Below are 26,999 nucleotides of genomic sequence, written 5' to 3'. Positions count from 1 at the left end.
GCCCTGGGGGTTACTTTTTCTTCTTGGGAGCGATGACCATAATCAGCTGGCGTCCTTCCATCTTCGGATGCTGTTCGACCGAGCCATATTCAGCGAGATCGTTTTCGACCCGCTTCAACAGCTCCATCCCCAGCTCCTGATGGGCCATCTCACGGCCACGGAATCGCAAAGATACCTTGGCCCTGTCCCCGTCACTAAGGAAACGCACCAGGTTGCGTAGCTTGACCTGGTAGTCCCCTTCTTCCGTCCCTGGACGAAACTTTACTTCTTTAACCTGAATCTGCTTCTGGTTTTTCTTCGCCGCAGCAACCTGCTTTTTCTTCTCAAACAGATGCTTGCCGTAATCCATGATCCGACAGACCGGAGGATTTGCATCGGCGGAAATTTCAACCAGATCCAGCTTGGCTTCTTCAGCTACTTGCAGCGCTTCATCAATCGAGACGATGCCAATCTGCTCGCCGTCAGCACCAATCAAACGGACCTCACGAGCCGAGATATTCTCGTTGATCGGGGCCTTGGGTGCAGCTCGTTTATCCTGTCTCATTTCACGCTTAATAGTCATTACTCCAATTCTTGGCGACCACGCCGGGAAACCGCCTGTGTCAACATCTGCGCGAACTGCTCGAGGGGCATGGAGCCCAGATCGACGCCTTCACGGGTGCGCACAGCAACGGATCGTGTCTCAACCTCCCGATCCCCGATAACCAAGAGATAAGGAGTCTTGAGCAAAGTATGCTCGCGGATTTTAAAGCCGATCTTTTCGTTTCTCAAGTCGCACTTGGCACGAAACCCGCTTTGGACGAGCGTTTTTTCGACTTCAGCGGCAAAAGCGGCCTGCTTGTCGGTGATATTCATGATCACCGCCTGCGTCGGCGCAAGCCAGGCCGGGAAAGCGCCCTCGTAATGCTCGATCAGAATGCCAATGAAACGCTCGAACGAACCGAGGATGGCTCGATGCAGCATGACCGGGTGCTGCCGATCATTATTCTCGCTGACATACTCTGCGCCCAGCCGCACCGGAAGATTGAAGTCCAGCTGCAGGGTACCGCACTGCCATACACGGCCCAGGCAATCGCGCAAGGAGAACTCGATCTTGGGGCCATAAAAAGCCCCCTCGCCCGGCTGCAGGTCGTACGGCAGCCCAGCACTTTCCAGCGCCGCCGCCAGCGCCGCTTCAGCCTTATCCCAGAGATCATCGGAGCCGACACGCTTCTCGGGCCGGGTCGACAGCTTCAGCTCGATATCCGAAAAACCGAAGTCGGCATACACCGCTTGCGTCAGCTTGATGAACGCCGCCGACTCAGCCTGCATCTGCTCTTCGGTGCAGAAGATGTGCGCATCGTCCTGAGTAAAGCCTCGTACTCGCATGATGCCGTGCAGCGCACCAGACGGCTCATTACGGTGGCAAGCGCCAAATTCGGCTAGCCGCAGCGGCAGTTCGCGATAGCTCTTCAAGCCCTGATTGTAAACCTGCACATGGCAGGGGCAGTTCATCGGCTTGATCGCGTAATCACGACTTTCCGACTCAGTCGTGAACATGTTTTCGGCGTAGTTCGCCCAATGCCCGGATTTCTCCCAGAGCACGCGATCAACCACCTGCGGCGTCCTGATCTCCAGGTAACCGTTTTCGCGCTGAACCTGCCGCATGTACTGCTCTAGCACCTGATACAGCGTCCAACCATTGGGATGCCAGAACACCATCCCAGGCGCCTCTTCCTGGGTATGAAACAGATCCAGACGCTTGCCGATCTTGCGGTGGTCGCGCTTTTCAGCTTCCTCGATACGCTGGATATAAGCAGCCAGCTGCTTCTTGTCGGCCCAAGCCGTACCGTAGATGCGCTGGAGCTGCTCATTCTTCGCATCCCCACGCCAGTAGGCACCAGACAGCTTGGTGAGCTTGAAAGACTTCAGAAAGCGTGTATTCGGCACGTGCGGACCACGGCACATGTCGACGTACTCTTCGTGGTAATACAAACCCATCGCCTGTTCGTCGGGCATATCTTCGACCAGACGAAGCTTGTAATCCTCGCCGCGCGAGGCAAATACATCTATCACCTCCGCTCGCGGCGTCACCTTCTTGATGACGTCGTAGTCGCGATCGATCAGCTCTTTCATACGCTGCTCGATGGCAGCAACGTCATCGGGAGTGAAAGGACGTTCGTAGGCGATATCGTAGTAGAAGCCCTCATCAATGACCGGCCCAATGACCATGCGGGCGGTCGGGTAGAGCTGCTTCACAGCATGCCCGATAAGGTGCGCACAGGAGTGGCGAATGATCTCCAGCCCTTCCTCATCCTTCGGCGTGATGATCTGTAGCGCTGCATCTTTTTCAATCAGATCACAAGCATCGACCAGCTTGCCGTCGACCTTGCCGGCAACGGTCGCCTTGGCGAGGCCAGCACCAATGGACTGAGCCACTTCGGCAACAGTAACCGGATGATCGAACGAACGCTGACTGCCATCGGGAAGAGTAATGGTGGGCATGGCGCCTCCTCTCCTAGTGGTGACCCGTACCAAAGGCCACATGGGTTGGGATGAGCCAGTAAAGCGATTCGGCGAGCACACCTGCCGCACAATGGCAGGAGCCTGAGGCTCACCCGACCGAACCGAAGTCACTGGAGGAAAACAAGACTGGCGATGCTTTCAGAAACCCCGACCTCTGACAAGCAAGCCAAAAAAAAGGGTCGCGCAAGCGACCCTTTTATTCGAAATTGGTAGGCACAATTGGATTCGAACCAACGACCCCCACCATGTCAAGGTGGTGCTCTAACCAACTGAGCTATGTGCCTTCGATGGGGGCGCATTCTAAAGCCAAGAAAAAAAGAGTCAAGCAGTTTTTTCTTCTAACTCACTGATATCTGGAAATTTTGAAAATTCCTGCTTGCAATGTTGCGACGCTGGCGAGCTACAGGGTCAAGCGCTAGGATGCGTAAAAAATTCAGAACAGAGAATCCAAGATGCCGCACAACAATTATCCCGCTTCCTACTACGCAGCGACGGCCAACGCGACAGGTGTTCGACAAGAACTTCAGGAAAACAAGCAGGCCGACGTGTGCGTGATCGGCGCCGGATACACAGGCCTGTCGACGGCCCTGTTTCTTCTTGAAAAGGGTTTCAGCGTAATCATATTGGAAGCAGCCAGGGTCGGCTTCGGCGCCTCTGGCCGCAATGGCGGGCAGATCGTCAACAGCTACAGCCGAGACCTTGACAGCATCGAGCGCAGCGCGAGCGCCTCGGCAGCGAAGCTGATTGGGGATATGGCATTCGAAGGCGGACGAATTATCCGTGAACGTGTAGCACGCTATGGCATTCAGTGCGACCTGAAAGACGGCGGCGTATTTGCCGCCTTCAATCAGAAGCAGATGCACCACCTCGAAGCACAGAAGGCCTTGTGGGAAAGATATGGCTACCCGCACCTCGAGCTACTGGATAAACAAGGCATACAGCGAGTGGTCGCTAGCGAGAGCTATGCGGGAGGTATGCTCGACAAGCACGGCGGCCATATTCACCCTCTCAATCTGGCACTCGGAGAAGCAGAAGCTGTTGAATCACTGGGAGGCAGCATCTTCGAGCAATCCCCCGCGCTTCGCATCGAATATGGCGACGCACCGCTGGTGCACACTCCAAAGGGGGCCGTGCGCGCAAGCTTCGTCGTGGTAGCAGGCAACGCCTATCTTGGCAATTTGATTCCCGAGCTCGCCGCCAAATCCATGCCTTGCGGCACACAAGTGGTCGCGACGGAGCCACTTGATGATGAACTCGCGTACAGCCTTCTGCCTCAGGACTATTGCGTAGAAGACTGCAATTATCTGCTTGATTACTACCGGCTCTCAGCGGATAAACGGCTCATCTACGGGGGCGGCGTAGTGTATGGCGCACGTGATCCCGCCGACATCGAATCGATCATACGACCCAAGATGCTGAAGACCTTTCCGCAGCTGGAAAAAGTGAAGATCGACTTTGCCTGGACAGGCAATTTCCTGCTGACGCTTTCACGGCTGCCCCAGGTGGGGCGGCTGGGCAGCAACATCTACTACTCGCAGGGCTGTAGCGGCCATGGCGTCACCTATACACATGTTGCTGGAAAGGTGATCGCCGAGGCCCTGAGCGGCCAGGCAGAGCGCTTTGATGCGCTCGCCAGCCTGCCTCACTACCCTTTCCCTGGAGGACAGCGTTTTCAGGTACCGCTCAGCGCTCTCGGGGCGATGTACTACAACCTGCGCGACAGGCTTGGCTTCTGACGGAAATCACCTGGACACGCATGGCGGGCTCGGCAAGCATTGCGCCGCTCGCTTGCCGTCCAGGGCTGGCAGCGACGCCCTGAGCCGATCATCATCCGGATCCATTCGCACGGCACAGGCCTGTGCTTGGCGAGCACCCACGTCACAACCCTTCTCAGCCATTACCTGCGATAGATTGAACCAGCCAATGGCGAAGCCCGGGTCGAGACGAACACTGAGCCGTAACGATTCCTCAGCCGCAGCCTTTTCTCCAGCCGCATACTGACTGTTCGCCAAAGCAAACTGCGTGAGCGCCGAGTTCCAGCGCTTCGCGCCGGCTTCGTACGCCACCCGAGCCGCGCGCAATTGCCCAACCTCTTCCAGATCGCTGGCACTGCGCAGCCAGACAGTTTCTTGCGCAGTTTGTGGTATCCGCTGTGGCTGCAAAGTAAGCACGGCCCAGCGCTCCGCCTTGCGCCACGAGCGCTCGAACTCGTGAAAACTCACTACCAAACGCTTGGTAGTGCCAGACCTAAGCACAATTTCCTGATCTGCAAGGTCATAGCCCACCACCACGGCAAAATGCCATTGAGGCCAACGATCAAAAGCGAGGTTCTGTAGAACCAGAACCGGGTTGCCCGCAGCGACTTCGGCAAGAAGATCACTGAGACTAGGCTGCAGCGGATATACAAGAAGCCCAGCAGAACGGGCGGCAGCAACCATCTCCACCTGCAAGCTGCCTTTGCGCTTGGGAATGTAGACCTGCTCTACAAGCGCTTCCGGCGTTACTTCGATGTCACGCTGCACGAGCATCGTTGCCAATGCAGCGGGTCCGCATTGGTAGTCTTCCTGCGGGTAGAACGGAACGTCCACCAACTCGGCTCTTGTCGGGAGCTGAGCATGATCGACAAGCGTAACCGTCGTTCGCGCACAGCCCCCGAGCAGACCGATCAGGAGCAGTATGAGTAGCCGCTGGCTCAACGATTGATGCAGTTGACGAAGTTGAAAATATTAGTGGCACATAGCATGTCCGTGATGATGAAGATCACCAGGAACAGCACGATCACGCCGACAACGCCTGCCCCTGCGGGGGCCTGATCAAGTTGCTGATTGAACTGGGCCAGTTCCGCTGCCGTCAGGCCGTTGATGCGCTTTTCAACCTGATCACGTTCGACGCCCATCGCTTCCAGCTTCTTTTGCACATCCTGATCATCCAGCATCGTCAGCAACTGTTGCCGATCGACCTGCTGCTGATGTTCAGCAACAACCTCAGGCGTGCCGATCATCGCAGCTTGCGCCAACGGAACTTGAGCTACCAGAAGCAAGTGCAGAGCAGCCAGCACCGTAGCGACACGCTTGAGTAGGGGGGAATTGAACATAGCGGAACTCCTTATTTTTCTTACAGCCAGGGGATTGCAAAGCGCCATCAGCCATTAAGACGAGTCAACGCCGCTTCGGTTCCCATCCACAGCTGTTTTTTCCAACTGGCATGGAGGCCTATCGGCATGCCCATATCTTTGATAGTAGTTGCGCTCCGACAAACCAGACGAAAAAGGAGACGCTGTGCAGCGCATCAAACGAGCTCTACCAATTGCCATAGCCTCGGCCGCATTTGTACTGACAGGCTGTCAAACGACTTCTACAGCACCGTCAAACAGCAGCCCGACTGAGTTAGTCGGACAGTGCAACGCCGATGCCGTGGCAAGCTTGACCGGCCAAACCGTCACGCCAGAAATACTTGAACGAGCAAGGGAGCAATCCGGGGCAATCACCGCGCGGGTCCTGCGGCCAGACGATATCGTCACGCTGGAATACAACTCGCAGAGACTGAATATCTATACCGACAAGGATATGACCATAGAGCGCATCGGCTGCGGCTAATACCGCATGCGCGATGCCGCTCAGCAAGCATGGCCTGCTGAGCGGCATCTGCGTCGGTGCATGACAAGGCAGCGCTAGTGGGCAACAGCCTTGCGCATATGGAACTGAGATGCCGAAATCTGCTTGGGCGGGGTGAGCAAGAAGTACAGTTTGTAGCGATTGATCACGACCTGCGCCAACAACGGAGCCGCCGTACCGATCAGCGTTCCGATAATCAGATGCGCTGTGATTGAATCAATACCGAGGAATTTGCTGAGTACTACCCGCACCCCGCTACCGGCCAGAATATGCATCAGGTAGATCGTCATCGACGAAGCGCCGATGAACAGAAACCAATCCACGCGAAACTGACCTAGCCACATAGACAACGCGATCATGAAAAAGATGGATATGGTTGCAAGCGCGAGTACCGCCATGCCGCCATCGGCATAGTTCAGACCGTAGGTCACATGAAACAGGTACTGCCCCAGGATGAACAGCGCACCGAAAAATAATGTCAGCTGTGTATAACGCGCAAGGAAGAACGCCTTGACCTCGTTGAACCAGACGCCCAGTGTGAAGAAGACGGTGTTGCCCAGGATAAAGCGGGTCATGTTGTTTACCGTCAGATCCTGCTGGAAGACATACAGCAAGCCAAACAGGACCACGAATGGCAAGAAATAGCGCCGATCTGCCCGCGCATAAAGAAACGCACAAACCACGAACACCAGAAACAGAGCGTACAGGAACCAGAACTGCGCTCGCGGCATCCAGAGCAACGAGAGCACCTCAACCAAGGTGACCTGACCGTTCGTGTAATTCGACAGGACGACTTCGAACAGACCTTGTAGTAAAGACCAGACAATAAAGGGATAGACGATTGTGTCGACCTTGTTGATGATCAACCCGCCCCGGCCCCGCTTCTGCAACGAATCGAAGAAGAATAAACCCGACAGGAAGAAGAACAGCGGCATGTGAAAGCTGTAAATGATGCTGTCGACCAGCACGAATCGCGCCTCATCCATCGGCAACCCGGCATTGAACACGCCTCGCGCGACATGCCCGTAGACAACAAGAATGATCCCGATCGCCTTGGCATAATCAACCCAAACGTTTCTCTCCTGCATTTGATTGTTCTCCTTGTATTCAGCCAATGAGCAGGCGGCACCCTCTTCCAGAGAAAGTGGATGGAGGAGATAGACAACAGGATTTTTCGTTGGTTTAGCTAAAGCACTCCTGGGTCGCCGAAGCGCGACACAGATTCCAATAACCCGAGCGCCTGGCCTCCACACCTCCCGTACGCACGCTGCCCGACCGCCAGCCCGAGCGCTATATGCAATCTTTTCTGGAGCGATGATATGCCCGACCCGCTACTGCCTTCCTGCTCCATCCTGCTTCTGGCGGGTGGCCGTGGGCAACGTATGGGAGGACAGGACAAAGGACTGGTCGAATGGCAGGGACGCCCATTGATTGCATGGTTGCATGAGACCGTTCAGCCATTGACAGACGACCTCCTGCTGTCCTGCAACCGCAATCGAGCCCGCTACTCGGCCTATGCCGATCAATTGATTAGCGATGAAGAGCAGGGATTCCCCGGGCCCCTTGCAGGAATACGCAGCGGTCTTGCAGCTGCTCGCAACGCCTGGATGCTCGTACTGCCGTGCGACACCCCGTTGATTGATCGCCCCTTGCTGCAGTCGCTCTACCAGACCGCGCTCGAAGAGCCAGACAGGCCAGTCATGCTGAGCTGCGAAGGCCAGTGGGAGCCCCTGTTCAGCATAATTCCCACCGGCCGAAGGTCCGAAGTTGACGCTTGCTGGCAATCTGGAGAACGCAGCCCTTTGCGTGCACTTCTTCATCTTGGCGCCCGTGCGCTTGAGGTACACCGGGGCGACCCCCGTCTCGCCAACCTGAATACACCGGAGCTGCTCAAGATCACTGGCTCGAGGGGAACTTCGTCCTAGTGGGTTTCGTCCCATGGGTATCGAACCCGCAGAAGGAACAGCGTCATGCAACCACGCATCATCCCCGCCCTGCTACTCGCGCTGGGCTTTACCGTCCTTGCCGGCTGCGCGAACCCCAGCGTGATCACGCTCAACGATGGTCGTGAAATTCAAACTCTGGACCATCCCGATTTCGATGACGAGTCGGGCTTCTACGAATATGAGCAAATCGATGGCAAGCCAGGCAAAGTGAACAAGGATCAGGTTCGCACCGTACGAGAACTCTGAGCCAGGTCGACCTTCGCACAAGATAGATCCTAGGTTATCTGCCGCGAAGGTCGATTGTTCCGCTAGCAGCTCGCAAAAGGCTGGTCGCCCCCCAAAAAAACCCCTCCTAACACCTTGTGCAGCAAAACTTTTTCTGTAGAATGCGCGCCATCTTCGGAGCGTAGCGCAGCTTGGTAGCGCGTCTCGTTCGGGACGAGAAGGTCGCTGGTTCGAATCCAGTCGCTCCGACCATATCCCGCTGTTCAGCTAGCTGCTTAGCTGAACAAAAAACCGGCAAACATGCCGGTTTTTTTATGCCTGTAATTTGTTCAACATCACGTCGAACCCTGAAGAAAACTCACCACCTGCTCTGCCTCGAACGGCCAGTTCAATTCGGAACCGGTATCGACGCGACGAAGCACCGGGATTCGCAAACCGTAATCTTCGACCCAATCAGGGCGCTCAGCGATATCGATCAACTCGACCAGCAGCCCATATTCGACCAAAGGCATGAGCACTTCCTCGGCCTGCTCGCATAGATGGCAGCCCAAGGTCCCGAACAGTTGGCATTCCGGTAACATCTGACGTTCTCGCAATGTTATGTGCTCGAATTCTAGCAAGCGTTATTCGGCGCGCCATTGATAAATGACTTCGGTCGGCAGACGCACCAGCAACAAAAATGTGAATTCAGCCTCACTCATCAGGCGATTATGCGATGGCCATTCGACTCAGCCCGAGCAAAACGCTAGGATGCTGCCACCCGCGGCGACGCAGATTGCCCGGCACACCCTTTAGTCTTTAACCGCCAGGCCGTTGTCTTGTGCAACTTTACGGGTCGTACGCGAATATCGCGCACTTGCACGATATGCCTGCGACCGTCTAGCACGTTGACTTGCGGGACTTGGCGACTAAAGTCTAAAGGTTGAAAAACCTCTGTAATGTTTTATTGCATGGCGCCGTAAAGAGCGACTTCAGAGCATCATCCAACGAGGAGAAATAAGAAATGCTCAAGACCCCCATCGCCCGGGGCGTGGCCCTCGCCACTCTGGGAGCAACACTGGCTATCCCAACAATGGCCCAAGCCGCCTTCATCGAAGACACCAAGGCTGGTCTGGAACTGCGTAACTTCTATTTCAACCGTGATTTCCGCGAGAATCTCAATACTGAGAACAGCAAAGCGGAAGCATGGGCTCAGGGCTTTCTGCTTCGTGTCGAATCCGGCTATACCGAAGGTACCGTAGGCTTCGGTGTTGACGCCCTCGGCCTAGTGGGAGTCAAGCTCGACTCTGGCGGCGGACGTACTGGCACTGGCCTGCTGCCGTTAGACTCCGGTAAGCCAGCAGATGACTATTCTTCGCTCGGCTTGGCCGCTAAGGCCAAAGTATCCGAGACCGTCCTGAAGGTCGGTACCTTGCAGCCGAAGAACATGGCAATCTCGTCGAGCGACTCTCGTCTGTTGCCGCAAACATTCCAAGGCGCACAGATCGTTTCCAAAGAGATCCAGGGCCTGACGCTGGATGGCGGCTATCTGAACCGCGCCAACCATCGCGACTCTTCCAACAACGAAGCACTGGCTTACGGCGGCAAGGCTGCGGCTGTAGGCGAAACCGGTATCGACGCCAGCGATGTGGATGATTTCATCTTCGCAGGTGGTAGCTACAAGCTGACCGACGATCTCACCGCTTCTTACTATTACAGTAATCTGGAAGAGGTCTACAAGCAGCACTCGACCAACCTGGTGCATGTACTTCCGCTGGGCGACAAGCAATCTCTCAAGACCGATTTGCGCTATGCTCGCTCTTCTGAAGACGGCTCCTCGAACGTCGATAACCGCGCATTGGGCGCGATGCTCACCTACTCACTTAGCGGCCACAGCTTTGGCCTTGGCTATCAGAAGATGAGCGGCGACACTGGCTTTGCATATGTCGGCGAATTTACAGATCCGTATCTCGTCAACTATGTCCAGATCAATGATTTCGCTATCGCTGACATGAAATCTTGGCAGGCACGTTACGATTTCAACTTCGCGTCTGTAGGCATTCCTGGCCTTACCTTCATGACTCGCTATGTAACCGGCGACAACGTCGAGCGTGGCGCAGGTCAGTCCGAAGGCAAGATCTGGGAACGCGACATGGACATCGGCTACACCTTCCAGGAAGGTGCGCTGAAGAACCTGAACGTGAAATGGCGTAACGCAACTGCCCGGGGCAATATTGCTCGCGGCAACAACGTTGACGAAAACCGCCTGATCGTTAGCTACACCATCCCGCTGATGTAAATAGCGGCTACTGCACTCGTTGCTGTAGACAGGAAAACCCGCTTCGGCGGGTTTTCTTTTTTTGGTTCCTTGCCGTAATTGCCAGAACCAAGCGATTGAAAGCTGTCTACACGGTTTAACGAAGCGGGGAACCTTTAACGAGGCGCAATGCTCGAAACTTGAGGCAACGGGGCCTTTTTCCCCGAAGAATCAAGAGGAGCTGCGCATGTCTACCGAGTCCACTTTCGGCACCAGCGATAACACCCCGATTCCTGAAGGTCCCGCTGGGAGCACCCGCCCCCTGATCGATACATCCGCCCATCGCCGCAACCTGCAAGCTGCGCAGAACGCACTGATTGGAGAGTTTCATACTCTGATCGGCGACACTGAGCGTCTGCTCAAGCACACTCAGGAAACCGCAGGCGGCCAAACCGAAGAGCTGCGCAGCAAGATCAACGCAAACATTGCCAAGGCTCGTGAAATGCTCAAGGAGCGGGAAGGCTCGATGCGCGAGCAGAGTCAGGCTGCTATCCAGTGCACCGAGGAATATATACACACCCATCCCTGGCAATCGATCGGCATCGCTGCCGGGGTCGGCTTTCTGCTCGGTCTGATTTCACGCCGCTGATGGGAGAGCCAGCAATGGAAGCGAAGCCCGGCACCGAAGCCCCCAAACCATCGCTTAAGAAGCTGGGCGGCGCATTCGTCGGCCTGCTCCAGGGGCACTTGGAACTTGTAGGCATAGAGGTCCAGGAAGAGAAAGCCCGAACCTTTCGGCTATTCCTCCTGGCCGGTGTCAGCCTGATTCTCGGCTTACTGATTCTGGTAGGGCTTTCCGCAGCGATCGTTATCGCCTTTTGGGAGACTCACCCCATCGCGGCGATTCTCACGCTATGCGCAATCTATGCGGTGGTGATGATCATCTGCGTAACCCGCGCCGCTTCGCTCGCCAAACAATGTGCCGCACCGTTCCAGGCCACGCTTGAAGAACTGGAGCGCAACCGGGAGCGATTACTGCCATGAGCCAACCGTTGAGCACATCGAATGATCTGAGCATGCGCAAGGATCTGGTGCGACTGCGCATGGAAATGCACCGTCAACAGATGCTCTACCACGCGCAGCCCCTTTCACATCCACTGCAGCAGATGAAGAGCTTCGTAAGTTCGCGTCGAACATCCAGCGAACACAGTTCAGGCAAGGGACCGATGATGATCGCCGCGACAGTCGTACTCGCGCTGTTCGGACGCAGGATGGGAAAAGTGGGAAAGCTGGCTCGCGTGGCGCTGACGCTGTATCCGCTAATCAAGGGTCAGCAAAAGCTGCGGGAAAAGCTGCACTAGCCCAGCTGCCTACCCTGTCTGAACAACACTGTACCCTCGGCCAACCGCGGGTAGGTCGCCACGCCTTCTGAACTGGTTATCCTTCTAATACGCCAGCACCGATCAGCGATTCGGCAGTTGTGGTAGCTTTGCACCAGCCCGCTAATGGCAATACGGAGATGGTCCTTGGACTGGCACACACTGCTTACCCGCGAACGACTCGGAAAATCCGCCCACAGTAGCGACGAGTTGGGCCGCAGCCCTTTTCACAAGGATCATGATCGGATCATTTTTTCGGGCGCCTTTCGCCGGCTCGGGCGCAAGACTCAGGTTCATCCAGTTTCCAGCAACGATCACATCCATACCCGCCTCACCCACTCGCTGGAGGTGAGCTGCGTAGGCCGCTCACTCGGTATGCGTGTCGGTGAAGTGTTGCGCGATGACCTACCCGAATGGTGCAGCCCGGCCGACCTTGGCATGATCGTCCAGTCAGCCTGCTTGGCCCACGACATTGGCAATCCGCCCTTTGGCCACTCCGGCGAGGATGCTATCCGCTGCTGGTTCCAGCAGGCCGCAGGGCGCGGATGGCTCGACGATATGAGCGACGCGCAACGCGCGGACTTTCTCAACTTCGAAGGCAACGCACAGGGATTTCGGGTGCTTACGCAACTCGAATACCACCAGTTCGACGGTGGAACGCGACTGACCTACGCCACCCTCGGCACGTATCTCAAGTACCCCTGGACTTCACGCCATGCAGAGGCGCTGGGGTACAAGAAGCACAAGTTCGGGTGCTATCAGAATGAGCAGCCGCTGCTCGAGCAGATCGCACAGAAGCTGAACCTACCCAACGTCGCTGAGCAACGCTGGGCTCGTCATCCTCTGGTTTATCTCATGGAGGCAGCAGACGATATCTGTTACGGCCTGATCGACCTGGAAGACGGCCTCGAGATGGAGCTGCTGGAATATTCGGAAGTCGAAGCGCTGTTACTGGCTCTGGTGGGCGATGACATTCCCGAAACCTATCGTCAGCTGGGCCCGAGGGATTCAAGGCGGCGCAAACTGGCCATTTTGCGCGGCAAGGCGATCGAGCACCTGACCAATGCCGCCGCTGATGCCTTTGTCGAGCAGCAGAGCAACCTGCTTCGTGGTGAGTTGCACGGAGACCTGGTCGAGCATATGCATGGTCCGGCCAAAGAGTGCGTATTGCAGGCAAAGGCGATGGCGCGGGAGAAGATTTTTCAGGACAAGCGCAAAACCCTGCACGAGATTGGCGCCTACACCACGCTGGAAATACTGCTCAATGCATTTTGCGGCGCAGCATTGGAACAACATCGCGGCGGCACCCCCTCGTTCAAGAATCAGCGGATCCTCGACCTGCTCGGACGCAGCGCGCCCTCGCCCGAGCTACCGCTCTATCAGTCGTTCCTGCGCATGATCGACTTCATCGCAGGCATGACCGATAGCTACGCCACGGAGATGGCCGGCGAGATGACCGGCCGCTCCAGCCCGGTTTGACCCACATGAAGCGCCTGCTGCGGCAAAGCATCCACTGGCAACCCGTGCGCCCCGCCTGGGGCGCTGCCATGGTGGCCGGCTTTGGTTGCGCCTTGCCGTTGCTGCTGGGGCTTTTCAGCGGCCATCCCGGCTTCCTCTGGGCAACGGTCGGCGCCTTTCAGGCGGCCAAGGCCAACCCACTTCATCGCTTCGGCATGCTGCGCATGCTGTTACTCATCGCGCTGGGCGCCGGGAGTGCCGGACTGGGCTTCTGGTCGGCGACTCATCCACTGATCAGTCTCGGCCTGTTCGCCTTCTACGGCCTGCTGCTGGCCTGGCTGCAGCGCTACGGCAGCGAAGCAGGAAAGCTCGGTATCGGTTTGGCGATCTGCCTCTGCCTCGGCCAAGGGCAGCACGGCATTGGCGATTTCAACAACCCGTACGCCATAGCCTTTCTTTTCGCGCTCGGCGGGCTCTGGGTGACCTTGCTCGCCTTCGGCCTGCGGGGGATGCATGGGCTGCGCATGTGGCCATATATGCCGCGGCTGATGAGCATCCTTCGGGTGCTGCGCAGGCACGCTCGCCGAACGCCGATCCGGCAATGGCGTGTGCACGCCCTGACCTACATCCTGGCCGGAGCATTGGGTGGGGTAATTGTGAATATGGCTGAGCTGCCAAGAGGCTACTGGTTGACGCTGGCGGTATTCACCACGCTGCAGATGGATCTGGAGCGGAGTCTGGTGCGGGCGCTACAGGCCAGCCTGGGAATATTGGCGGCTGCGGCCATACTAATTTACATTGGCCACGGCCTGGCCGACCCGCCACTGATGGTGATGATCCTGCTGCCGCTTATCGTGCTGGGCAGAGCGTTTCAGGCGAATCACTATGGGCTATTCGTCCTGCAGACCACGCTGCTGTTCCTGCTGCTGGCAGAGACGCTGGCCCAGGACTGGAACCTGCCGCAGATACGGCTCATCAACGCTGCCATTGGCGTAGGTGTGGCGCTATTCATCGCAACACTGATGCACGTGTTGCAGATGCTGCTGGCCAAGCGTTCGCGCAGGAAGGCCCAGCGGGCAGCATCGCAACGATCAGACGAAGAGACTACTTCTCAGCCCTGATCGGGTTTTCCGGATACCACACGTCCATCAGCGGGCTGACACTGTACTCAGCCAGCTCGCTGCGGCCTTTCAACCAGGCGTCGACCTTTGCACGCTGCTCTTCGCTGACCGAGCCACGGCGGCCAAGGCAGACAAAACCGTAGTCTTCACCACCGATATAGCCGAGTTCGTTGGCTTCCATCGCTTCGCTGATAAACGCTTCGAGGAAGTCGTCCACAGCCTTGCTTTCGATACCTTCGCGGTAGGTGAGATTGACCTCGAAGCCGAGCTCCTGGAACTCATCGACACAGAGTTTCTTACGCAGGCGACGCGAACGATTGGTAGCCATTTGGGGGCGATCCTTTTTCTACTTGATGACGGCGCGCACTCTAACAGCAACCCCGCGCCAAGGCGATGACCGACAGCAGCGGTTGAGCTCATCGCAGCCTGGTGCGCATCTGTCTTTGCAGTAACCTGTGTACCGCAGCTACGCTTATCGGATAGAGGCACGACGCCTCTACAGCACGGGCATAATGGCCCGCACTCGTTCCCTAAGAGCAGTGGGAAACACATGCCAAATCAAACCGCCAGCAGCCCCCTGTGTTTGCCCAGAGGCGCTCGTACGATGAGCTCCATCCTCCGCGGCATAACCTTAGCCTTCTTCGCCCTGCCCTTGACCCTGCCAGCCCAGGCCGCCGGGGTGAACCAGACACTGCCACCGCGCGTCGAACAGGCACTGAAAGCCAACAAGATCAGCAGCGACGCACTGTCCGTAGTCATGCTGCCACTGACCGGTGACGCCGCGCCGACGTTCGTCAACGCCGACGTATCGGTCAACCCCGCCTCGACCATGAAGCTGGTTACCACCTACGCCGCCCTCGAACTGCTCGGCCCCAACCACCAGTGGAAGACCGAGTTCTATGCCGACGGCCCGCTGGTGGACGGCACCCTCAACGGCAATCTCTACCTCAAGGGCGGCGGCGACCCGAAACTGAACATGGAGAAGCTCTGGCTGCTGCTGCGAGATTTGCGTGCCAACGGAGTCACCAAGGTCACTGGCGACCTGGTGCTCGATCGCAGCCATTTCGTCCAGCCCGACCTGCCCGTCTTCGATGACGACGGCAATGACAAGAACAAGCCCTTTCTGGTTGGTCCCGACTCACTACTGGTCAACCTCAAGGCGCTGCGCTTCATCGTCCGCAACGATGGCGGAAAGGTGAATATCGCAGTCGAGCCGCCGATCGCCAGCATTCGAATAGACAACCGGGTCAAAGCGCTGCCCGCAGGCAAATGCCCGGGCTGGCCGGACGTGCTCTACAACCCAGTTGCGGATGGGGATGGCGTGACCGTCGTGGTCACCGGCAAACTCGCCGACGGCTGCAGCGCACAGAGCTACCTTTCACTGCTCGATCACCAGCGCTATGCCGCCGGCGCGGTGCGTGCTATCTGGGCCGAGCTCGGCGGCAGCATTCTCGGCATCGACCGTGTGGCCCAGGTGCCTGACAAAGCAAGACTGTTGGCGAGGGCCTATTCGCCGGATCTCACCGAGATCATTCGAGACATCAACAAGTACAGCAACAACACCATGGCCAAGCAGCTGTTTCTGAGCCTCGGCGCCGAATTCCGTAACGAAGCGGATGCCGATGACGCCAAAGCGGCACAGCGGGTCATCCGCCAGTGGCTGGCCAAGAAGGGGCTCATCTCGCCGCATCTGGTGATCGAGAACGGCTCCGGGCTTTCCCGCGCCGAACGCGTCAGCGCACGCGAGCTGGGGAGCTTGCTGCAGGCCGCCTGGCGCAGCCCTTACTCGGCCGAGTTCATTTCGTCGATGCCATTGGCCGCCGTGGACGGCACCATGCGCAAGCGCCTGCGCAATACACCTGTCGCCGGCAAGGCGCACCTCAAGACGGGAACCCTGAACACCGTGCGCGCCATCGCAGGTTACAGCCGTGACGGCGACGGCAATGTCTGGGCAGTCGTGGCGATCCTGAACCATCCCCGCCCATGGGGCGCAGCCTCGATTCTCGATCAGGTGCTGGTCAGCCTCTACGGTCAGCGCAACCAGAACACCGCACAACGCTGATGGTGACTCAGGCAGGCCGAACGGCCCGCCTATATCACCGGATGATCACCGCGCCTGAAATTTCCAGGCGCGGTGGATCCGGGGGTTACGACGGAAATCCTCGTCCAGCGTTGCGCTGCTGATTTCCTCTACGGCATAGCGGTCGCTCAGGCTGGCATCCAGCACGAATTTGCGGAAGTTGTTGGAGAAATACAGCGCTCCGCCCGTCGCCAATCGAGCCATCGCCAGATCGAGCAGCGCCTGGTGGTCCCGCTGTACGTCGAACACGCCTTCCATGCGCTTGGAATTGGAGAACGTCGGTGGGTCGATGAAGATCAGGTCGTACTCACCACGGTCCTCTTCCAGCCAGGCCATCACGTCGCCCTGTTCCAGGCGCTGGCGATCCGAAAGGCCATTCAACGAGAGATTGCGACGCGCCCAGTCCAGATAGGTTTTCGACAGGTCGACGCTGGTGGTGCTGCGCGCACCGCCCTTGGCTGCATGAACCGTGGCGGTTGCGGTATAGCAGAACAGGTTGAGGAAACGCTTGCCGGCCGCTTCACGCTGAATGCGCAGGCGCAATGGGCGATGATCGAGGAACAGGCCGGTATCCAGATAATCGGTGAGATTCACCAGCAGCTTGACGCCGCCCTCGGTCACTTCGAGAAACTCGCCCTGACTGGCCTGACGCTCATACTGGCGCGTTCCCGTCTGGCGCTCGCGGCGCTTTACCACCACCTTCTCGCGTGGAATGCCCAGTGCTTGCGGTATGGCAGCCAATGCATCGAGCAGGCGCACCTGGGCCTTCTCCGGATCGATGGAGCGCGGCGGCGCATACTCCTGCACGTGCACCCAGTCACCGTACAGATCGATCGCCAGGGCGTACTCAGGCATGTCCGCGTCGTATAGCCGGTAGCATTCGATACCCTCACGACGCGCCCATTTGCCGAGCTGACGCAGATTCTTCTGTAGGCGATTGGCGAACATCTGCCCGCCTTCGCTGAGGCGTGCCTGCTCGACCGGCGCCTGCTGCTGTGAATGTTCCTCATGGCCGGCGCCGCGCTGACCTGTCACGAACTGATCCAGCTCGACCTTGATCAGCAGCAGCTTGCACGGCAGCGCACCGTTCCAGAACGCGTACTGCTTGTGACTGCGGATGCCCATGCGCTTGCCGAGATCCGGCGCGGCGGTGAATACCGCGGCTTCCCAGCCCAGGCAGGCCTGGCGCAGGCGTTCGCCGAGGTTCTGGTAGAGATAGAGAAGGCTCGCCTCGTCGCCGAGGCGCTCACCATAGGGCGGATTGCAGATCACCAAGCCCTTCTGATTCTGGTCCGGGCGCGGCTCGAAGTCGCCGACATCACCCTGGTAGACCTTGATCCAGCCGGCCAGCCCAGCGCGTTCGATGTTGTTGCGTCCCGGCTGGATCAGCCGCGGATCGGCCTCATAGCCGCGAATCCATAAGGGCGGCTTGGCCAAGCCAACCTCTGCCCGTGCCTGAGCTTCGGCATGCAGTCGCGACCACAGCGCGGGTATGTGCCCCAGCCAGGCACTGAAACCCCAACGCTCGCGCTTGAGGTTCGGCGCGATGTCCGCCGCCATCATCGCCCCTTCGACAAGAAAGGTGCCGACGCCGCACATGGGATCTGTCAACGCGCCACCAGCAGCGGCGATACGTGGCCAGCCGGCACGCATCAGGATCGCGGCAGCAAGGTTTTCCTTGAGCGGCGCTGCACCCTGCTGCAGTCGATAGCCACGCTGGTGCAGGCTGTGCCCGGAGAGGTCGAGCGAAAGCACCGCTTGCCCCTTGTCGAGGCGCAGATGCACGCGCAGATCAGGATCGAGCTTGTCGATGCTGGGTCTCTCGCCAGATGCGGTTCGCAGCCGATCCACAATGGCGTCCTTGACCTTGAGCGCACCGAAATGGGTGTTGTCGATGCCCGAGCCACGACCACTGAACTCCACTGCCAGGCTGCCGGCAGGCTGCAGATGGTCAGCCCAGTCGACGGCGTGAACCCCTTGGTAAAGCGTCTCGGCGTCTACAGTGGGAAAACGGCTGATCACCAGCAGCACGCGATTGGCCAGGCGCGACCATAGGCAGAGCCGGTAGGCCACCTCCAGCGTACCGAAGCCGCGAATCGCGGATGTCTGCTCGCGACCCTCCTCCAGTCCAAGCGCGGTGGCTTCCTCGAGCAGCAGGCCTTCGAGTCCCTTGGGACAGGTCAGGATCAGTTCATGGCGGTCGGTCATGGAGTTTCCACAAAAGGTGCTTCGGACCGTCGCGACCCTTTCGTCGGAACAGGCCCAGCAAAGAAAATTAGAAAGAGGTTACAAACATCATGGTTGCAATCATGCAGAAGTGGCCAAGCAGTGCACTTCGCATCCCTTGCCCTTTCAGGCTTATGGGTAGAACCATAGATTCGTTACCTACTTATGACAAAACGATCATTCCAGCGTCTTCAGCATTGCGTTAGAACTCACCTCAGGCCGACATCGCAATGGTGCCGGCGAAGCGCGCCACGCCGGCAGCGCGCTTCATTGGCAGTCAATCTGCCCGGTCTCGCCATGAGGCCACAGGAACACCAGTCAACCACTGAGGGCAATACCCAATGAGAAGACTCAAGCGTGATCCGATGGAACGAGCATTTCTACGCGGTTATCAGCACGGCATACATGGCAAATCTCGCGACCTCTGTCCTTTTTCCCATCCCAATGTTCGCCAAGCCTGGATTAACGGCTGGCGGGAGGGTCGCGGCGACAACTGGGATGGTCTGACCGGCACGGCCGGTCTGCATAGACTCAACGAACTTCACGCGGTCGGCTAATTCACCGATCCACCCGACTTGATATAGCGCGCCCCACCCGGGCGGCGGGCGAGAAGCCCAGGGGCTCCCAACAGGAGCCCCTTCCGGGCAATCATCAATGCGCTTTTGAACGCAGCGCCGCGATGGCATCCACCGCCTCGCGGATCAATGCCGGTCCCTTGTAGATGAAACCTGAATACAACTGAACCAGGCTGGCACCCGCCTCGATCTTCTCTGCCGCGTGCCTGCCCTCGGTGATGCCGCCCACGGCAATGATCGGCAGCCGTCCGCCTAGCGTCTGTGCCAGCACCCTGACCGTGTGCGTGCTCTTCTCCCGAACGGGCGCACCAGACAGGCCACCAGCTTCGTCAGCATGAGCCAAGCCGGCAACGCCTTCTCGGCCAAGGGTAGTGTTGGTGGCGATGATCGCGTCCATCCCGGCCTGGAATACCGCCTCGCCCACCAGAGCGGTTTCTTCGTCGGTCATGTCCGGAGCGATCTTGATCGCAAGCGGCACGCGCTTGCCATGCATGATCTCCAGATCCTCACGGCGCAGTCGCAACGCATCGAGCAAATGCTTGAGCGAGTCGCCGAACTGCAGGCTGCGCAAGCCAGGCGTGTTCGGCGAACTGACATTGACGGTGACGTAGCTTGCATGGTGATAGACCTTGTCCAGGCAGAGCAGGTAGTCCTCCTCGGCGCGCTCGACAGGGGTATCGAAATTCTTGCCGATGTTGATACCGAGGACGCCCTTGAACCTGGCGGCCTCTACCCGAGCCAGCAGCGCATCTACACCATGGTTATTGAAACCCATGCGATTGATGATCGCCTCGGCCTCGGGCAGGCGGAATATCCGTGGCTTGGGGTTGCCTGGCTGCGGGCGCGGCGTCACGGTTCCCACTTCGATGAAACCGAAGCCCAGCTGCGACATTCCGCGAATGGCTTCGCCGTTCTTGTCCAGCCCTGCTGCCAGGCCGACCGGATTGGGGAAATCGAGCCCCATCACCTGAACAGGAAGACTTGCTGGCGCTTTGCCGAGCATTGCATTGAGCCCGAGACGGCCACCGGCGCCAATCAGCTCGAGGGAAAGTTCATGGGAAGTTTCCGGAGATAACTTGAACAATAGCTGGCGGGCCAGGTTATACATACGCAGCCTAAGGTCTCGGTAAATGTGGACGCGGAGTATAGCAGCCCGAGAGGGCTTCAGCCGCTGCCGCCAGTGAGGAAATAGGCCGGTCGAGCGCACCGACCGACGGGTTCATTGCAGACGCCGCAAACGCAGCAATTGTCCCTGCTCAGCGAATTCGAGCTCGAAGGAACCATATATCCCTTCGTGGGTCAGAAACGGGCGCAGATGATGCGCCGGCAAGCTGACTCGCGTGCCGTCGCGACTTCGAATCAGGACTCGATTCGCGTGGCCCTGGTAGACCGCCTTCATTCGTTCGGCGGAAAGCGCGATATCCAGTACCAGATTTGGCATGGAGGCTCCTCAGTGATCTATTCAGCGATATTGCCACATCGACAAGCGATCTTTGCCCAAGGCTGTGACGCAGGCCAGCGCTACGGGTGGCGCAAAGCCCGTGCGCAAATGACACAGGTCTGCCACACTTCGGCCGTAGCCCTGAGAGCTCAAGCATCATGATGAGCCTGCCCGAGCCAATGCCTTCACTGACTTCTCAAATCGCACGACTTGCGCAACGCCTCGGGCTGCGCTCCAAGGCTTCGCTTCCCATTCAGGATCGCGCCAGCAGCCTGCAGCTGCCCTTTTCCCGCCTACCCGAGCCTGAGCCCAGCATTTTCTGGAACGATGGCCCCTGCCTGCAACGCTTGCTGGAGCTGCCACGTGGTGCGCTCTCCGGTCCGGTGCAGGAAGACAAGGCCCGTGCGCATGCTGCGCTGACCCGTTTGATCAGCAAGGATTGCACCCGGTCACGGCTCGACCTGCGGCAGATCGACGGCTTCGGCGGGCAGCGCAAAAATGAACCGAGTTACCCGACCTTCGAAGCCTTTTCCAGCACGGCGGGTTGTCGGCAGGTACGAATCATCAGCTACAAGGATTTTCTTCGAGCACTCGGTACCGCCTTGCCCGGCTTCGACAAGGGGGCAGCGATCGATGTTCGCCAGGCCAGCTGGCTCGGGGAGCGGCTTTATTGGGCCGGCGAACACCATCTGGAAGCCTTTGCCTGCGCCGTGGCCTACGCGCGCTTGCGCGGCCTGGAAGTCATGCTGCCGGCGGAGGTCACCGATTACCGCCTCGACCGCTCCGGTGTTCACGCGCTGGACGCTGACTACCACGCCGTGACGATGCCTGCTCAGGCCTGGAGCGATCGTGAATTCATGGCCATGCTGCTCGACAGCCAGGTTCCCTATGCCCGCTTGACACTACTGCGCGATGCCAGCAATTCCGAGTTGCTGTTGCTGGAGAAGCGTGACCCCACAGCCAATGCCATTGGCGAGGGGCTGAAGCTGGCAGGCGCACCTGACCTGATCCGCTACCTGCGCGATCTGCCGCAGATCACTCGATTCAAGGTCGGACTGCCTGCGCAGGACTGAGCGTTTACCGCCACGGACTCCCTGCGCAGCAAACACCCATCCGCAAAAAAAAACGCACCGCCCGAGGGCAGTGCGTTTTTCAGTTGCGCCGCATTAATGGCGCGGCCTCTCCCGCGGACGGATCGTCCACGGAGGAAGCCGCAAGACCTCGTCAGCCATGCCCTACCGACTGCGCCAGCCCCTGCAGCTCGCGGCTGGCGACTGCATAGATGGCGTAGTCGGTGCCGCTGGCGCCGCGCAGCTCGGCCAGCATCGAGCGCCAGCGCTCCATTAACACTGGTCGTTGAGACAACCAGGCGTCGACCCGCTCGCTGATCGCCTCCGGACCGTTCTCCATCTGCAGCACCGATACCGTAATGCTGCGCTGCTGTGAGTCGAGGTCGTCGCGGAAGCTTTCACGCGCCAGGGCCTGCCAGTTGTTGGCAACCGGCAGGTTGGTGAGCAGATGCAGATACCAGGGAAGCTCCAGCGCACCACCGACGGCGAAGTAGGTTGCCGCCACCTGCGCAGGCACCTGGCCAGTTTCGTCAGCGGCCTCCAGAATCGGCAACAGCGTGTACAGATGGCTGGTACCGGCCACCATGCGCGCCAGCAGCTCCGGCACCCCGGCTTCGGTGTAACGCTTATAGCGCTCCTGCCAGCGGTCACGCGTCGAGCCTTGCAGCAGTTCATCGAGCTTCAGCCCCAGGGCCGCTACGCGTGGACCAAAATGAGCGACGTCGCGTGCGGCATCCAGCTCGCTACGACGATTGCGCAGGAACCAGCGCGTCGCGCGGCGGCCCAGGCGCATCAGCTCATCCATCAAGGCCAACTGCAGCTCCGCCGGTACCTTGTGATCCAGCGCCTCGATCTGCCGGAACCAGTGAGGCAGATGGAAGATGTCGCGCACGATCACGTAGGCTCCGGCGACATTCGCCGCACTCATGCCCGTCGCCTCGTTCAGGCGCTGAACGAAAGTGATGCCCATGTTGTTAACCAGATCGTTGGCAATCTGGGTAGCAACGATTTCGCGCTTGAGGCGATGTTGCAGCATGGCATCGTGGAAACGCTCGCTCAGTTGCTGCGGGAAGGCACTTTCCATTTCGCGGGCGAGGTAGTCGTCGTCCGGCACGCGCGAATCCAGCAGCGCTTTCTTCAGTTCGATCTTGCTGTAGGAAATCAGAACCGACAGCTCCGGCCGGGTCAGCCCCTTGCCGATGCTGGCGCGCTCGGTCAGGGCGTCATCGCTGGGCAGGAACTCGAGCGCGCGGTCGAGCTGCCCCGCCGCCTCCAGCGCATTGATCAACCGAACATACTCGGCGGCCCGCTCCCGCGAGCGATGCTGCGCCTGGGACAGCGCCTGGGTCTGCTTGTAGTTGTTCTGCAGCACCAGCTCGGCCACCGCGTCGGTCATTTCGAACAGCAGTTGATCGCGCTGCTTGGCGGTCATGTCACCGGCGCTGACCACCTCATTGAGCAGGATCTTGATGTTCACTTCATGATCCGAGCAATCGACGCCGCCGGCATTGTCGATGAAGTCGGTATTGCTCGATCCGCCATGCAGCGCGTACTCGACGCGTCCCAGCTGGGTCATGCCGAGGTTGCCGCCCTCGCCCACCACTTTGGCGCGCAGATCGGCACCATTGACCCGCACCGCATCGTTGGCCTTGTCGCCGACTTCGGCGTGGCTTTCGCCGCCGCTCTTCACATAGGTACCGATACCGCCATTCCATAGCAGGTCCACCGGTGCCTTGAGCAGCGCGTGGATCAACTCGGCTGGAGTCAGCTGATCCGCCTCGATGGCGAAGCGCTCTTTCATCTGTGGCGTGATCGCGACTCGCTTGGCCGAACGCGGGAAGATGCCACCGCCTTCCGAGATCAGCGACACGTCGTAATCGGTCCATGACGAGCGCGGCAGGTCGAACAGGCGCTTGCGCTCGATGAAACTGCGCGCAGGATCGGGATTGGGGTCGATGAAAATATGCAGATGGTTGAACGCGGCCACCAGCTGCAGGGTTTCGGACATCAGCAGACCGTTGCCGAACACATCGCCAGCCATGTCGCCGATACCGATGACGCTGATCACGTCGGTCTGCACGTTGATGCCGCGCTCACGGAAGTGCCGCTGCACCGAAACCCAGGCGCCGCGCGCGGTGATGCCCATCTTCTTGTGGTCGTAGCCTGCCGAGCCGCCCGAGGCAAAGGCGTCGCCGAGCCAGAAGTCGTATTCGGCGGCGATGCCGTTGGCGATGTCCGAAAAGCTCGCGGTGCCCTTGTCCGCAGCGACCACCAGATAGGGATCGTCACCGTCATAGCGCAGTACATTGGCGGGAGGAACGACCTGACCTTCATGCAGGTTATCGGTGATGTCGAGCAGGCCACTGATGAAAATGCGATAGCAGGCGATCGCTTCGGCCTGAATATCATCCCGCGTGCCACTGGTAGGCAGACGACGCGGCACGAAACCGCCTTTCGCGCCGCCGGGAACGATCACCGCATTCTTCACCTGCTGCGCCTTGACCAGGCCGAGCACTTCGGTGCGGTAGTCCTCTTCACGGTCGGACCAGCGCAACCCGCCACGCGCCACCTTGCCGCCGCGCAGGTGCACGCCCTCGACCCGTGGCGAATAGACGAAGATCTCGTACATCGGTGCCGGGCGCGGCATCTCCGGAATCGAGCGCGGATCGAGCTTGAAGCTGAAATACGACTTGGGTTTGCCGTTGGCATCCGGCTGATAGAAGTTGGTTCGCAGGGTGGCCTGAATCAGCGCCAGATAGCGCCGCAGAATCCGGTCCTCGTTGAGTACCGCCACCTCATCAAGCGCTGTGAGAATCGCCTGTTCCAGCCGTTGCTGCTTGTCTGCCAGATCCTCGTCACCGAGCTTGCGCGCCAGGTAGAAGCGCATCTTGAACAGCCGCACCAGCTCGCGGGCGATATCCGTGTGGTTGAGCAGCGCGCTGGCAATATAGCCAAGGTCGAAGCCCATGCGAATCTGCTTGAGATAGCGCGCATAGGCGCGCAGCAGCGCCACTTCCCGCCAGGCCAACCCGGCGGTCAGCACCAGACGGTTGAATCCATCGTTCTCGGCAAAGCCGCCGTAGATATGGATGAACGCATCCTGCAGCGCCTCGTTGATCTCCAGCAGGTCGATTTCCAGACCTTCGGCATAAGTGAAGGCGAAGTCGTGTATCCAGTACTCGCGGCCGCTGCGGTCACGCAACCGGAACGGAAACTCGCCGAGCACCCGCAGCCCCAGGTTCTCCATGATCGGCAGGATGTCCGACAGCGGCAGCGGTGTATTCAGGTGGTAGAGCTTGCAGTGCAGGCGGTTCTCTTCAGCCGTGATCGGCTGATAGAAGCTCATCACCAGCGGGCGTTCCTCGCTGAGGTCGAGCACATGCTGCATGTCGACGGTGGCCGATTGCGGCGAGAAGCGCTCGCGGTAGCCGGCCGGGAAACCTTTCGGAAACTCGCTGAGCAGATGGGTGCCCCTGGCCTCGCCGAAGCGCTCGACCACCAGGCTCTGGTAATCGTCCCGCCAGGTACGGCAGGCCTGCAGCACTTCCTGCTCCAGACGCACCGTATCCACCTGCAGCGCGCGGCTGGGGTCCAGACGCAGGATGAACTGCACGCGCGTCAGCACCGATTCGGAGAAATAGGTGGAGAACTCGCAGTCGCTGGCTTCGAGCCGCTCCTGCAGCACCTGCTGGATTTTCAGCCGTGTCTCGGTGGAGTAACTGTCACGCGGTACGTACACCAGGCAGTAGCAGAAACGCCGATAGGGGTCGAAACGCAGGAACAGCCGCAGCCGATTGCGTTCCTGGATCTGCACGATGGCGATGGCGTTTTCGAACAGCTCGTCGATCGGCGCCTGGAACAGCTCGTCACGCGGCAGCACCTCGAGAACCTGCACCAGCTCCTTGGCCAGATGCGCAGAGCTGCCGAAATTGGCGCGCTGCACGACCGTCTCGACCTTGCTGCGGATGAACGGGATGCGTCGCACGCTCTGGGTGTAGACCGACGAGGTGAACAGGCCGAGGAAGCGGCATTCGCGAACCACCCGCCCCTCGTCATCGAATTCACGCACCGAGACGAAGTCAGGGTAAGCCGGACGGTGCACGCGACTGGGCATGGCCGCCTTGGCGAACGACAGCAGCAGCGGCTCACGCAGGTAGCTGACCGATTGGCCGGTGAGCGATTGCTCCTCCTCGGAAAGCCCGGTGCGCATGCTGCGCGACAGACCCAGCAGCGAGCTTTCGTCATAGACGATGCGCCCGCCCTCGGCCTGTTCCTGCACGGAGAACTCTTCGTAGCCGAGGAAGGTGAAATGGTCGTCCGCCAGCCAGCGCATGAAGTCGCGGATCTCGTCCAGCTCGTCGCCGTCGATGCTCAGGTTGACCCGCTCCAGACGCCCTTGCAGCTCGACCGCCTTGCCCTTCATCGCCGCAAAGTCACCCACCACCTGACGCACATCAGCCAGCACACCCAGCAGTGACTGCTCGAGCTCGCGCAGGGCCGTCGGACTGGCGCAGCGATCGATCTCGACGAAGATCAACGATTCGGCGTGGCTGTCAGCGGCGCGCTCGTCCTTGGGCAGCAGCCCCAACAAGCTGCCGTCGGCCCCGCGACGCACCTGCAGCACGCTGGTTTGCAGGGTATGGATGCTGTAGCCGCGGCGCGTCAGCTCCATGCGCACCGAATCGACCAGGAACGGCATGTCCGGATGCAGCACCTCGACCACGCTGTGGGTCGATTGCCAGCCGTGCTTCTCGAAGTCGGGGTTGAATACCTGCACCTCGGGTTTGGCGGGATCGAAGCGCTCCAGCAGGCGCCAGCTGGCCAGTGTCGAGCCGACCAGATCGCTCATGCGCCGTTCGGTGAGTTCGGGCAGCGCGACGATGCCGAAGAACTGTTCGGCGAACAGGCTCAGTTGCGGCAGGATTTTCGGGTCTACGTGTTGCGCTAACGCTGTCTGCAATTGCTGCTGAAAGTCGGCCTTGCTGGCCGCTGAAAAGAACGCCATGTATGGCTCCGCTTGGCTTGCTGGGGAAAGAGACGTCGGTAGTGACTGACGGCACAGGTCGAAGGTTCAAGGTTAGTCTAGTCGAGGGTTAATGCAGTAAAGTGGCGCTTCTCCTGCA

24 protein-coding genes and 2 tRNA genes are annotated in these 26,999 nt (G+C 59.2%); 14 read left to right on the top strand and 12 right to left on the bottom strand.

Translation table 11 applies throughout. The annotated features are described in order from the left end of the window. Positions 1-10: 10 nt before the first annotated feature. From infC to LLJ08_RS08805, 3 genes are all read right to left on the bottom strand, one after another. Complete coding sequence (gene infC / locus LLJ08_RS08815) at positions 11-562, bottom strand: translation initiation factor IF-3 (protein ID WP_172602761.1); 552 nt, start codon at positions 560-562, stop codon at positions 11-13. Next, positions 562-2,484: a threonine--tRNA ligase gene (thrS, locus tag LLJ08_RS08810; RefSeq protein ID WP_228208710.1), complete on the bottom strand. Its 1,923-nt coding sequence runs from the start codon at positions 2,482-2,484 to the stop codon at positions 562-564. The genes infC and thrS overlap by 1 nt, the downstream gene beginning before the upstream one ends. A 228-nt stretch (positions 2,485-2,712) precedes the next feature. After that, positions 2,713-2,789, bottom strand: a tRNA-Val gene (locus tag LLJ08_RS08805). Positions 2,790-2,957: 168 nt separating this feature from the next. Between LLJ08_RS08805 and LLJ08_RS08800 the strand changes: the two genes are divergently transcribed. After that, a complete protein-coding gene (locus tag LLJ08_RS08800; RefSeq protein WP_228208709.1) occupies positions 2,958-4,241 on the top strand; it encodes an NAD(P)/FAD-dependent oxidoreductase in 1,284 nt (427 codons plus the stop codon). A gap of 6 nt (positions 4,242-4,247) precedes the next feature. Here LLJ08_RS08800 and LLJ08_RS08795 read toward each other — a convergent pair whose 3' ends face one another. Both LLJ08_RS08795 and LLJ08_RS08790 read right to left on the bottom strand, forming a co-directional pair. Beyond that, on the bottom strand, positions 4,248-5,201 hold the full coding sequence (locus LLJ08_RS08795) for a PA2778 family cysteine peptidase (RefSeq protein WP_041014311.1): 954 nt from the start codon (positions 5,199-5,201) through the stop codon (positions 4,248-4,250). After that, positions 5,198-5,599, bottom strand: a complete 402-nt coding sequence (locus LLJ08_RS08790; RefSeq protein WP_003298355.1) for a PA2779 family protein — start codon at positions 5,597-5,599, stop codon at positions 5,198-5,200. Before LLJ08_RS08790 ends, LLJ08_RS08795 begins: the two co-directional genes overlap by 4 nt. Before the next feature lie 184 nt (positions 5,600-5,783). On the opposite strand from LLJ08_RS08790, the gene LLJ08_RS08785 reads away from it, so the two are divergent. Beyond that, positions 5,784-6,101 carry an I78 family peptidase inhibitor gene (locus LLJ08_RS08785; protein ID WP_228208708.1) on the top strand — a complete coding sequence of 106 codons (318 nt, stop codon included), beginning with the start codon at positions 5,784-5,786 and terminating at the stop codon, positions 6,099-6,101. Between the two features lie 74 nt (positions 6,102-6,175). Here the strand turns inward: LLJ08_RS08785 and LLJ08_RS08780 are convergent, their stop codons facing one another. After that, positions 6,176-7,207: an acyltransferase family protein gene (locus LLJ08_RS08780; RefSeq protein ID WP_228208707.1), complete on the bottom strand. Its 1,032-nt coding sequence runs from the start codon at positions 7,205-7,207 to the stop codon at positions 6,176-6,178. Between the two features lie 231 nt (positions 7,208-7,438). Between LLJ08_RS08780 and mobA the strand changes: the two genes are divergently transcribed. The 3 genes from mobA (at position 7,439) to LLJ08_RS08765 (ending at position 8,542) form a co-directional block, all read left to right on the top strand. After that, positions 7,439-8,044, top strand: a complete 606-nt coding sequence (mobA, locus tag LLJ08_RS08775; RefSeq protein WP_228208706.1) for a molybdenum cofactor guanylyltransferase MobA — start codon at positions 7,439-7,441, stop codon at positions 8,042-8,044. A gap of 45 nt (positions 8,045-8,089) precedes the next feature. Continuing rightward, on the top strand, positions 8,090-8,311 hold the full coding sequence (locus LLJ08_RS08770; protein WP_003298350.1) for a YgdI/YgdR family lipoprotein: 222 nt from the start codon (positions 8,090-8,092) through the stop codon (positions 8,309-8,311). 154 nt (positions 8,312-8,465) lie between these two features. Continuing rightward, positions 8,466-8,542: transfer RNA gene (locus LLJ08_RS08765), tRNA-Pro, on the top strand. An 83-nt stretch (positions 8,543-8,625) separates the two neighbouring features. On the opposite strand, the gene LLJ08_RS08760 is transcribed toward LLJ08_RS08765, so the two are convergent. Then, positions 8,626-8,871 (bottom strand): glutaredoxin family protein, encoded by a 246-nt coding sequence (locus LLJ08_RS08760; protein WP_104097365.1) that lies wholly within the window; start codon positions 8,869-8,871, stop codon positions 8,626-8,628. 422 nt (positions 8,872-9,293) lie between these two features. Between LLJ08_RS08760 and LLJ08_RS08755 the strand changes: the two genes are divergently transcribed. From LLJ08_RS08755 to LLJ08_RS08730, 6 genes are all read left to right on the top strand, one after another. Beyond that, a complete protein-coding gene (locus tag LLJ08_RS08755) occupies positions 9,294-10,568 on the top strand; it encodes an OprD family porin (protein ID WP_090523278.1) in 1,275 nt (424 codons plus the stop codon). Positions 10,569-10,773: 205 nt separating this feature from the next. Beyond that, positions 10,774-11,175 (top strand): ElaB/YgaM/YqjD family protein, encoded by a 402-nt coding sequence (locus LLJ08_RS08750; RefSeq protein WP_228208705.1) that lies wholly within the window; start codon positions 10,774-10,776, stop codon positions 11,173-11,175. A gap of 14 nt (positions 11,176-11,189) precedes the next feature. Next, positions 11,190-11,570 carry a phage holin family protein gene (locus LLJ08_RS08745; RefSeq protein WP_228208704.1) on the top strand — a complete coding sequence of 127 codons (381 nt, stop codon included), beginning with the start codon at positions 11,190-11,192 and terminating at the stop codon, positions 11,568-11,570. Continuing rightward, positions 11,567-11,887, top strand: a complete 321-nt coding sequence (locus LLJ08_RS08740; RefSeq protein ID WP_228208703.1) for a hypothetical protein — start codon at positions 11,567-11,569, stop codon at positions 11,885-11,887. The genes LLJ08_RS08745 and LLJ08_RS08740 overlap by 4 nt, the downstream gene beginning before the upstream one ends. A 165-nt stretch (positions 11,888-12,052) precedes the next feature. Beyond that, positions 12,053-13,384, top strand: coding sequence for a deoxyguanosinetriphosphate triphosphohydrolase (locus tag LLJ08_RS08735; RefSeq protein ID WP_228208702.1), 1,332 nt, complete (start codon positions 12,053-12,055; stop codon positions 13,382-13,384). A 5-nt stretch (positions 13,385-13,389) separates the two neighbouring features. After that, complete coding sequence (locus tag LLJ08_RS08730; RefSeq protein WP_228208701.1) at positions 13,390-14,484, top strand: FUSC family protein; 1,095 nt, start codon at positions 13,390-13,392, stop codon at positions 14,482-14,484. Here the strand turns inward: LLJ08_RS08730 and LLJ08_RS08725 are convergent. Further along, on the bottom strand, positions 14,468-14,812 hold the full coding sequence (locus tag LLJ08_RS08725; RefSeq protein ID WP_014820690.1) for a YggL family protein: 345 nt from the start codon (positions 14,810-14,812) through the stop codon (positions 14,468-14,470). The two genes, LLJ08_RS08730 and LLJ08_RS08725, sit on opposite strands and share 17 nt — an antisense overlap. A 276-nt stretch (positions 14,813-15,088) precedes the next feature. Here LLJ08_RS08725 and dacB point away from each other — a divergent pair, with 276 nt between their 5' ends. Further along, the gene (gene dacB, locus LLJ08_RS08720; protein ID WP_228208700.1) at positions 15,089-16,546 is read left to right on the top strand and encodes a D-alanyl-D-alanine carboxypeptidase/D-alanyl-D-alanine endopeptidase; all 1,458 of its coding nucleotides are present in this window, start codon (positions 15,089-15,091) and stop codon (positions 16,544-16,546) included. Between the two features lie 45 nt (positions 16,547-16,591). On the opposite strand, the gene rlmKL is transcribed toward dacB, so the two are convergent. Then, positions 16,592-18,772 (bottom strand): bifunctional 23S rRNA (guanine(2069)-N(7))-methyltransferase RlmK/23S rRNA (guanine(2445)-N(2))-methyltransferase RlmL, encoded by a 2,181-nt coding sequence (rlmKL, locus tag LLJ08_RS08715; RefSeq protein ID WP_228208699.1) that lies wholly within the window; start codon positions 18,770-18,772, stop codon positions 16,592-16,594. Between the two features lie 359 nt (positions 18,773-19,131). Between rlmKL and rmf the strand changes: the two genes are divergently transcribed. Continuing rightward, positions 19,132-19,347: a ribosome modulation factor gene (gene rmf, locus LLJ08_RS08710; RefSeq protein ID WP_003280740.1), complete on the top strand. Its 216-nt coding sequence runs from the start codon at positions 19,132-19,134 to the stop codon at positions 19,345-19,347. Positions 19,348-19,441: 94 nt separating this feature from the next. Here rmf and LLJ08_RS08705 read toward each other — a convergent pair whose 3' ends face one another. Further along, positions 19,442-20,473, bottom strand: coding sequence for a quinone-dependent dihydroorotate dehydrogenase (locus tag LLJ08_RS08705; RefSeq protein ID WP_023445182.1), 1,032 nt, complete (start codon positions 20,471-20,473; stop codon positions 19,442-19,444). A gap of 111 nt (positions 20,474-20,584) precedes the next feature. After that, on the bottom strand, positions 20,585-20,806 hold the full coding sequence (locus LLJ08_RS08700) for a DUF2835 domain-containing protein (protein WP_003298332.1): 222 nt from the start codon (positions 20,804-20,806) through the stop codon (positions 20,585-20,587). 158 nt (positions 20,807-20,964) lie between these two features. On the opposite strand from LLJ08_RS08700, the gene LLJ08_RS08695 reads away from it, so the two are divergent. Then, positions 20,965-21,879: a DUF6685 family protein gene (locus LLJ08_RS08695; protein ID WP_041754446.1), complete on the top strand. Its 915-nt coding sequence runs from the start codon at positions 20,965-20,967 to the stop codon at positions 21,877-21,879. Positions 21,880-22,030: 151 nt separating this feature from the next. Here LLJ08_RS08695 and LLJ08_RS08690 read toward each other — a convergent pair whose 3' ends face one another. Beyond that, a complete protein-coding gene (locus tag LLJ08_RS08690) occupies positions 22,031-26,881 on the bottom strand; it encodes an NAD-glutamate dehydrogenase (RefSeq protein ID WP_228208697.1) in 4,851 nt (1,616 codons plus the stop codon). Between the last annotated feature and the right edge of the window lie 118 nt (positions 26,882-26,999).

Origin of the sequence: Stutzerimonas chloritidismutans, assembly GCF_020783375.1 — a bacterium.
In the GTDB taxonomy this organism is placed as follows: domain Bacteria; phylum Pseudomonadota; class Gammaproteobacteria; order Pseudomonadales; family Pseudomonadaceae; genus Stutzerimonas; species Stutzerimonas kunmingensis.
This window is presented reverse-complemented; position numbering and strand designations above follow the sequence as displayed.

Excerpts from the sequence above, each read along its gene's own strand:
- thrS (WP_228208710.1), bottom strand. The coding sequence starts at position 2,484 with ATGCCCACCATTACTCTTCCCGATGGCAGTCAGCGTTCGTTCGATCAT.
- LLJ08_RS08690 (WP_228208697.1), bottom strand. The coding sequence starts at position 26,881 with ATGGCGTTCTTTTCAGCGGCCAGCAAGGCCGACTTTCAGCAGCAATTG.
- dacB (WP_228208700.1), top strand. The coding sequence starts at position 15,089 with ATGAGCTCCATCCTCCGCGGCATAACCTTAGCCTTCTTCGCCCTGCCC.
- rlmKL (WP_228208699.1), bottom strand. The coding sequence starts at position 18,772 with ATGACCGACCGCCATGAACTGATCCTGACCTGTCCCAAGGGACTCGAA.
- LLJ08_RS08740 (WP_228208703.1), top strand. The coding sequence starts at position 11,567 with ATGAGCCAACCGTTGAGCACATCGAATGATCTGAGCATGCGCAAGGAT.
- LLJ08_RS08705 (WP_023445182.1), bottom strand. The coding sequence starts at position 20,473 with ATGTATAACCTGGCCCGCCAGCTATTGTTCAAGTTATCTCCGGAAACT.
- LLJ08_RS08750 (WP_228208705.1), top strand. The coding sequence starts at position 10,774 with ATGTCTACCGAGTCCACTTTCGGCACCAGCGATAACACCCCGATTCCT.
- LLJ08_RS08790 (WP_003298355.1), bottom strand. The coding sequence starts at position 5,599 with ATGTTCAATTCCCCCCTACTCAAGCGTGTCGCTACGGTGCTGGCTGCT.
- rmf (WP_003280740.1), top strand. The coding sequence starts at position 19,132 with ATGAGAAGACTCAAGCGTGATCCGATGGAACGAGCATTTCTACGCGGT.
- LLJ08_RS08695 (WP_041754446.1), top strand. The coding sequence starts at position 20,965 with ATGATGAGCCTGCCCGAGCCAATGCCTTCACTGACTTCTCAAATCGCA.
- LLJ08_RS08725 (WP_014820690.1), bottom strand. The coding sequence starts at position 14,812 with ATGGCTACCAATCGTTCGCGTCGCCTGCGTAAGAAACTCTGTGTCGAT.
- LLJ08_RS08770 (WP_003298350.1), top strand. The coding sequence starts at position 8,090 with ATGCAACCACGCATCATCCCCGCCCTGCTACTCGCGCTGGGCTTTACC.
- mobA (WP_228208706.1), top strand. The coding sequence starts at position 7,439 with ATGCCCGACCCGCTACTGCCTTCCTGCTCCATCCTGCTTCTGGCGGGT.
- LLJ08_RS08730 (WP_228208701.1), top strand. The coding sequence starts at position 13,390 with ATGAAGCGCCTGCTGCGGCAAAGCATCCACTGGCAACCCGTGCGCCCC.
- LLJ08_RS08760 (WP_104097365.1), bottom strand. The coding sequence starts at position 8,871 with ATGTTACCGGAATGCCAACTGTTCGGGACCTTGGGCTGCCATCTATGC.
- LLJ08_RS08755 (WP_090523278.1), top strand. The coding sequence starts at position 9,294 with ATGCTCAAGACCCCCATCGCCCGGGGCGTGGCCCTCGCCACTCTGGGA.
- LLJ08_RS08780 (WP_228208707.1), bottom strand. The coding sequence starts at position 7,207 with ATGCAGGAGAGAAACGTTTGGGTTGATTATGCCAAGGCGATCGGGATC.
- infC (WP_172602761.1), bottom strand. The coding sequence starts at position 562 with ATGACTATTAAGCGTGAAATGAGACAGGATAAACGAGCTGCACCCAAG.
- LLJ08_RS08800 (WP_228208709.1), top strand. The coding sequence starts at position 2,958 with ATGCCGCACAACAATTATCCCGCTTCCTACTACGCAGCGACGGCCAAC.
- LLJ08_RS08745 (WP_228208704.1), top strand. The coding sequence starts at position 11,190 with ATGGAAGCGAAGCCCGGCACCGAAGCCCCCAAACCATCGCTTAAGAAG.
- LLJ08_RS08700 (WP_003298332.1), bottom strand. The coding sequence starts at position 20,806 with ATGCCAAATCTGGTACTGGATATCGCGCTTTCCGCCGAACGAATGAAG.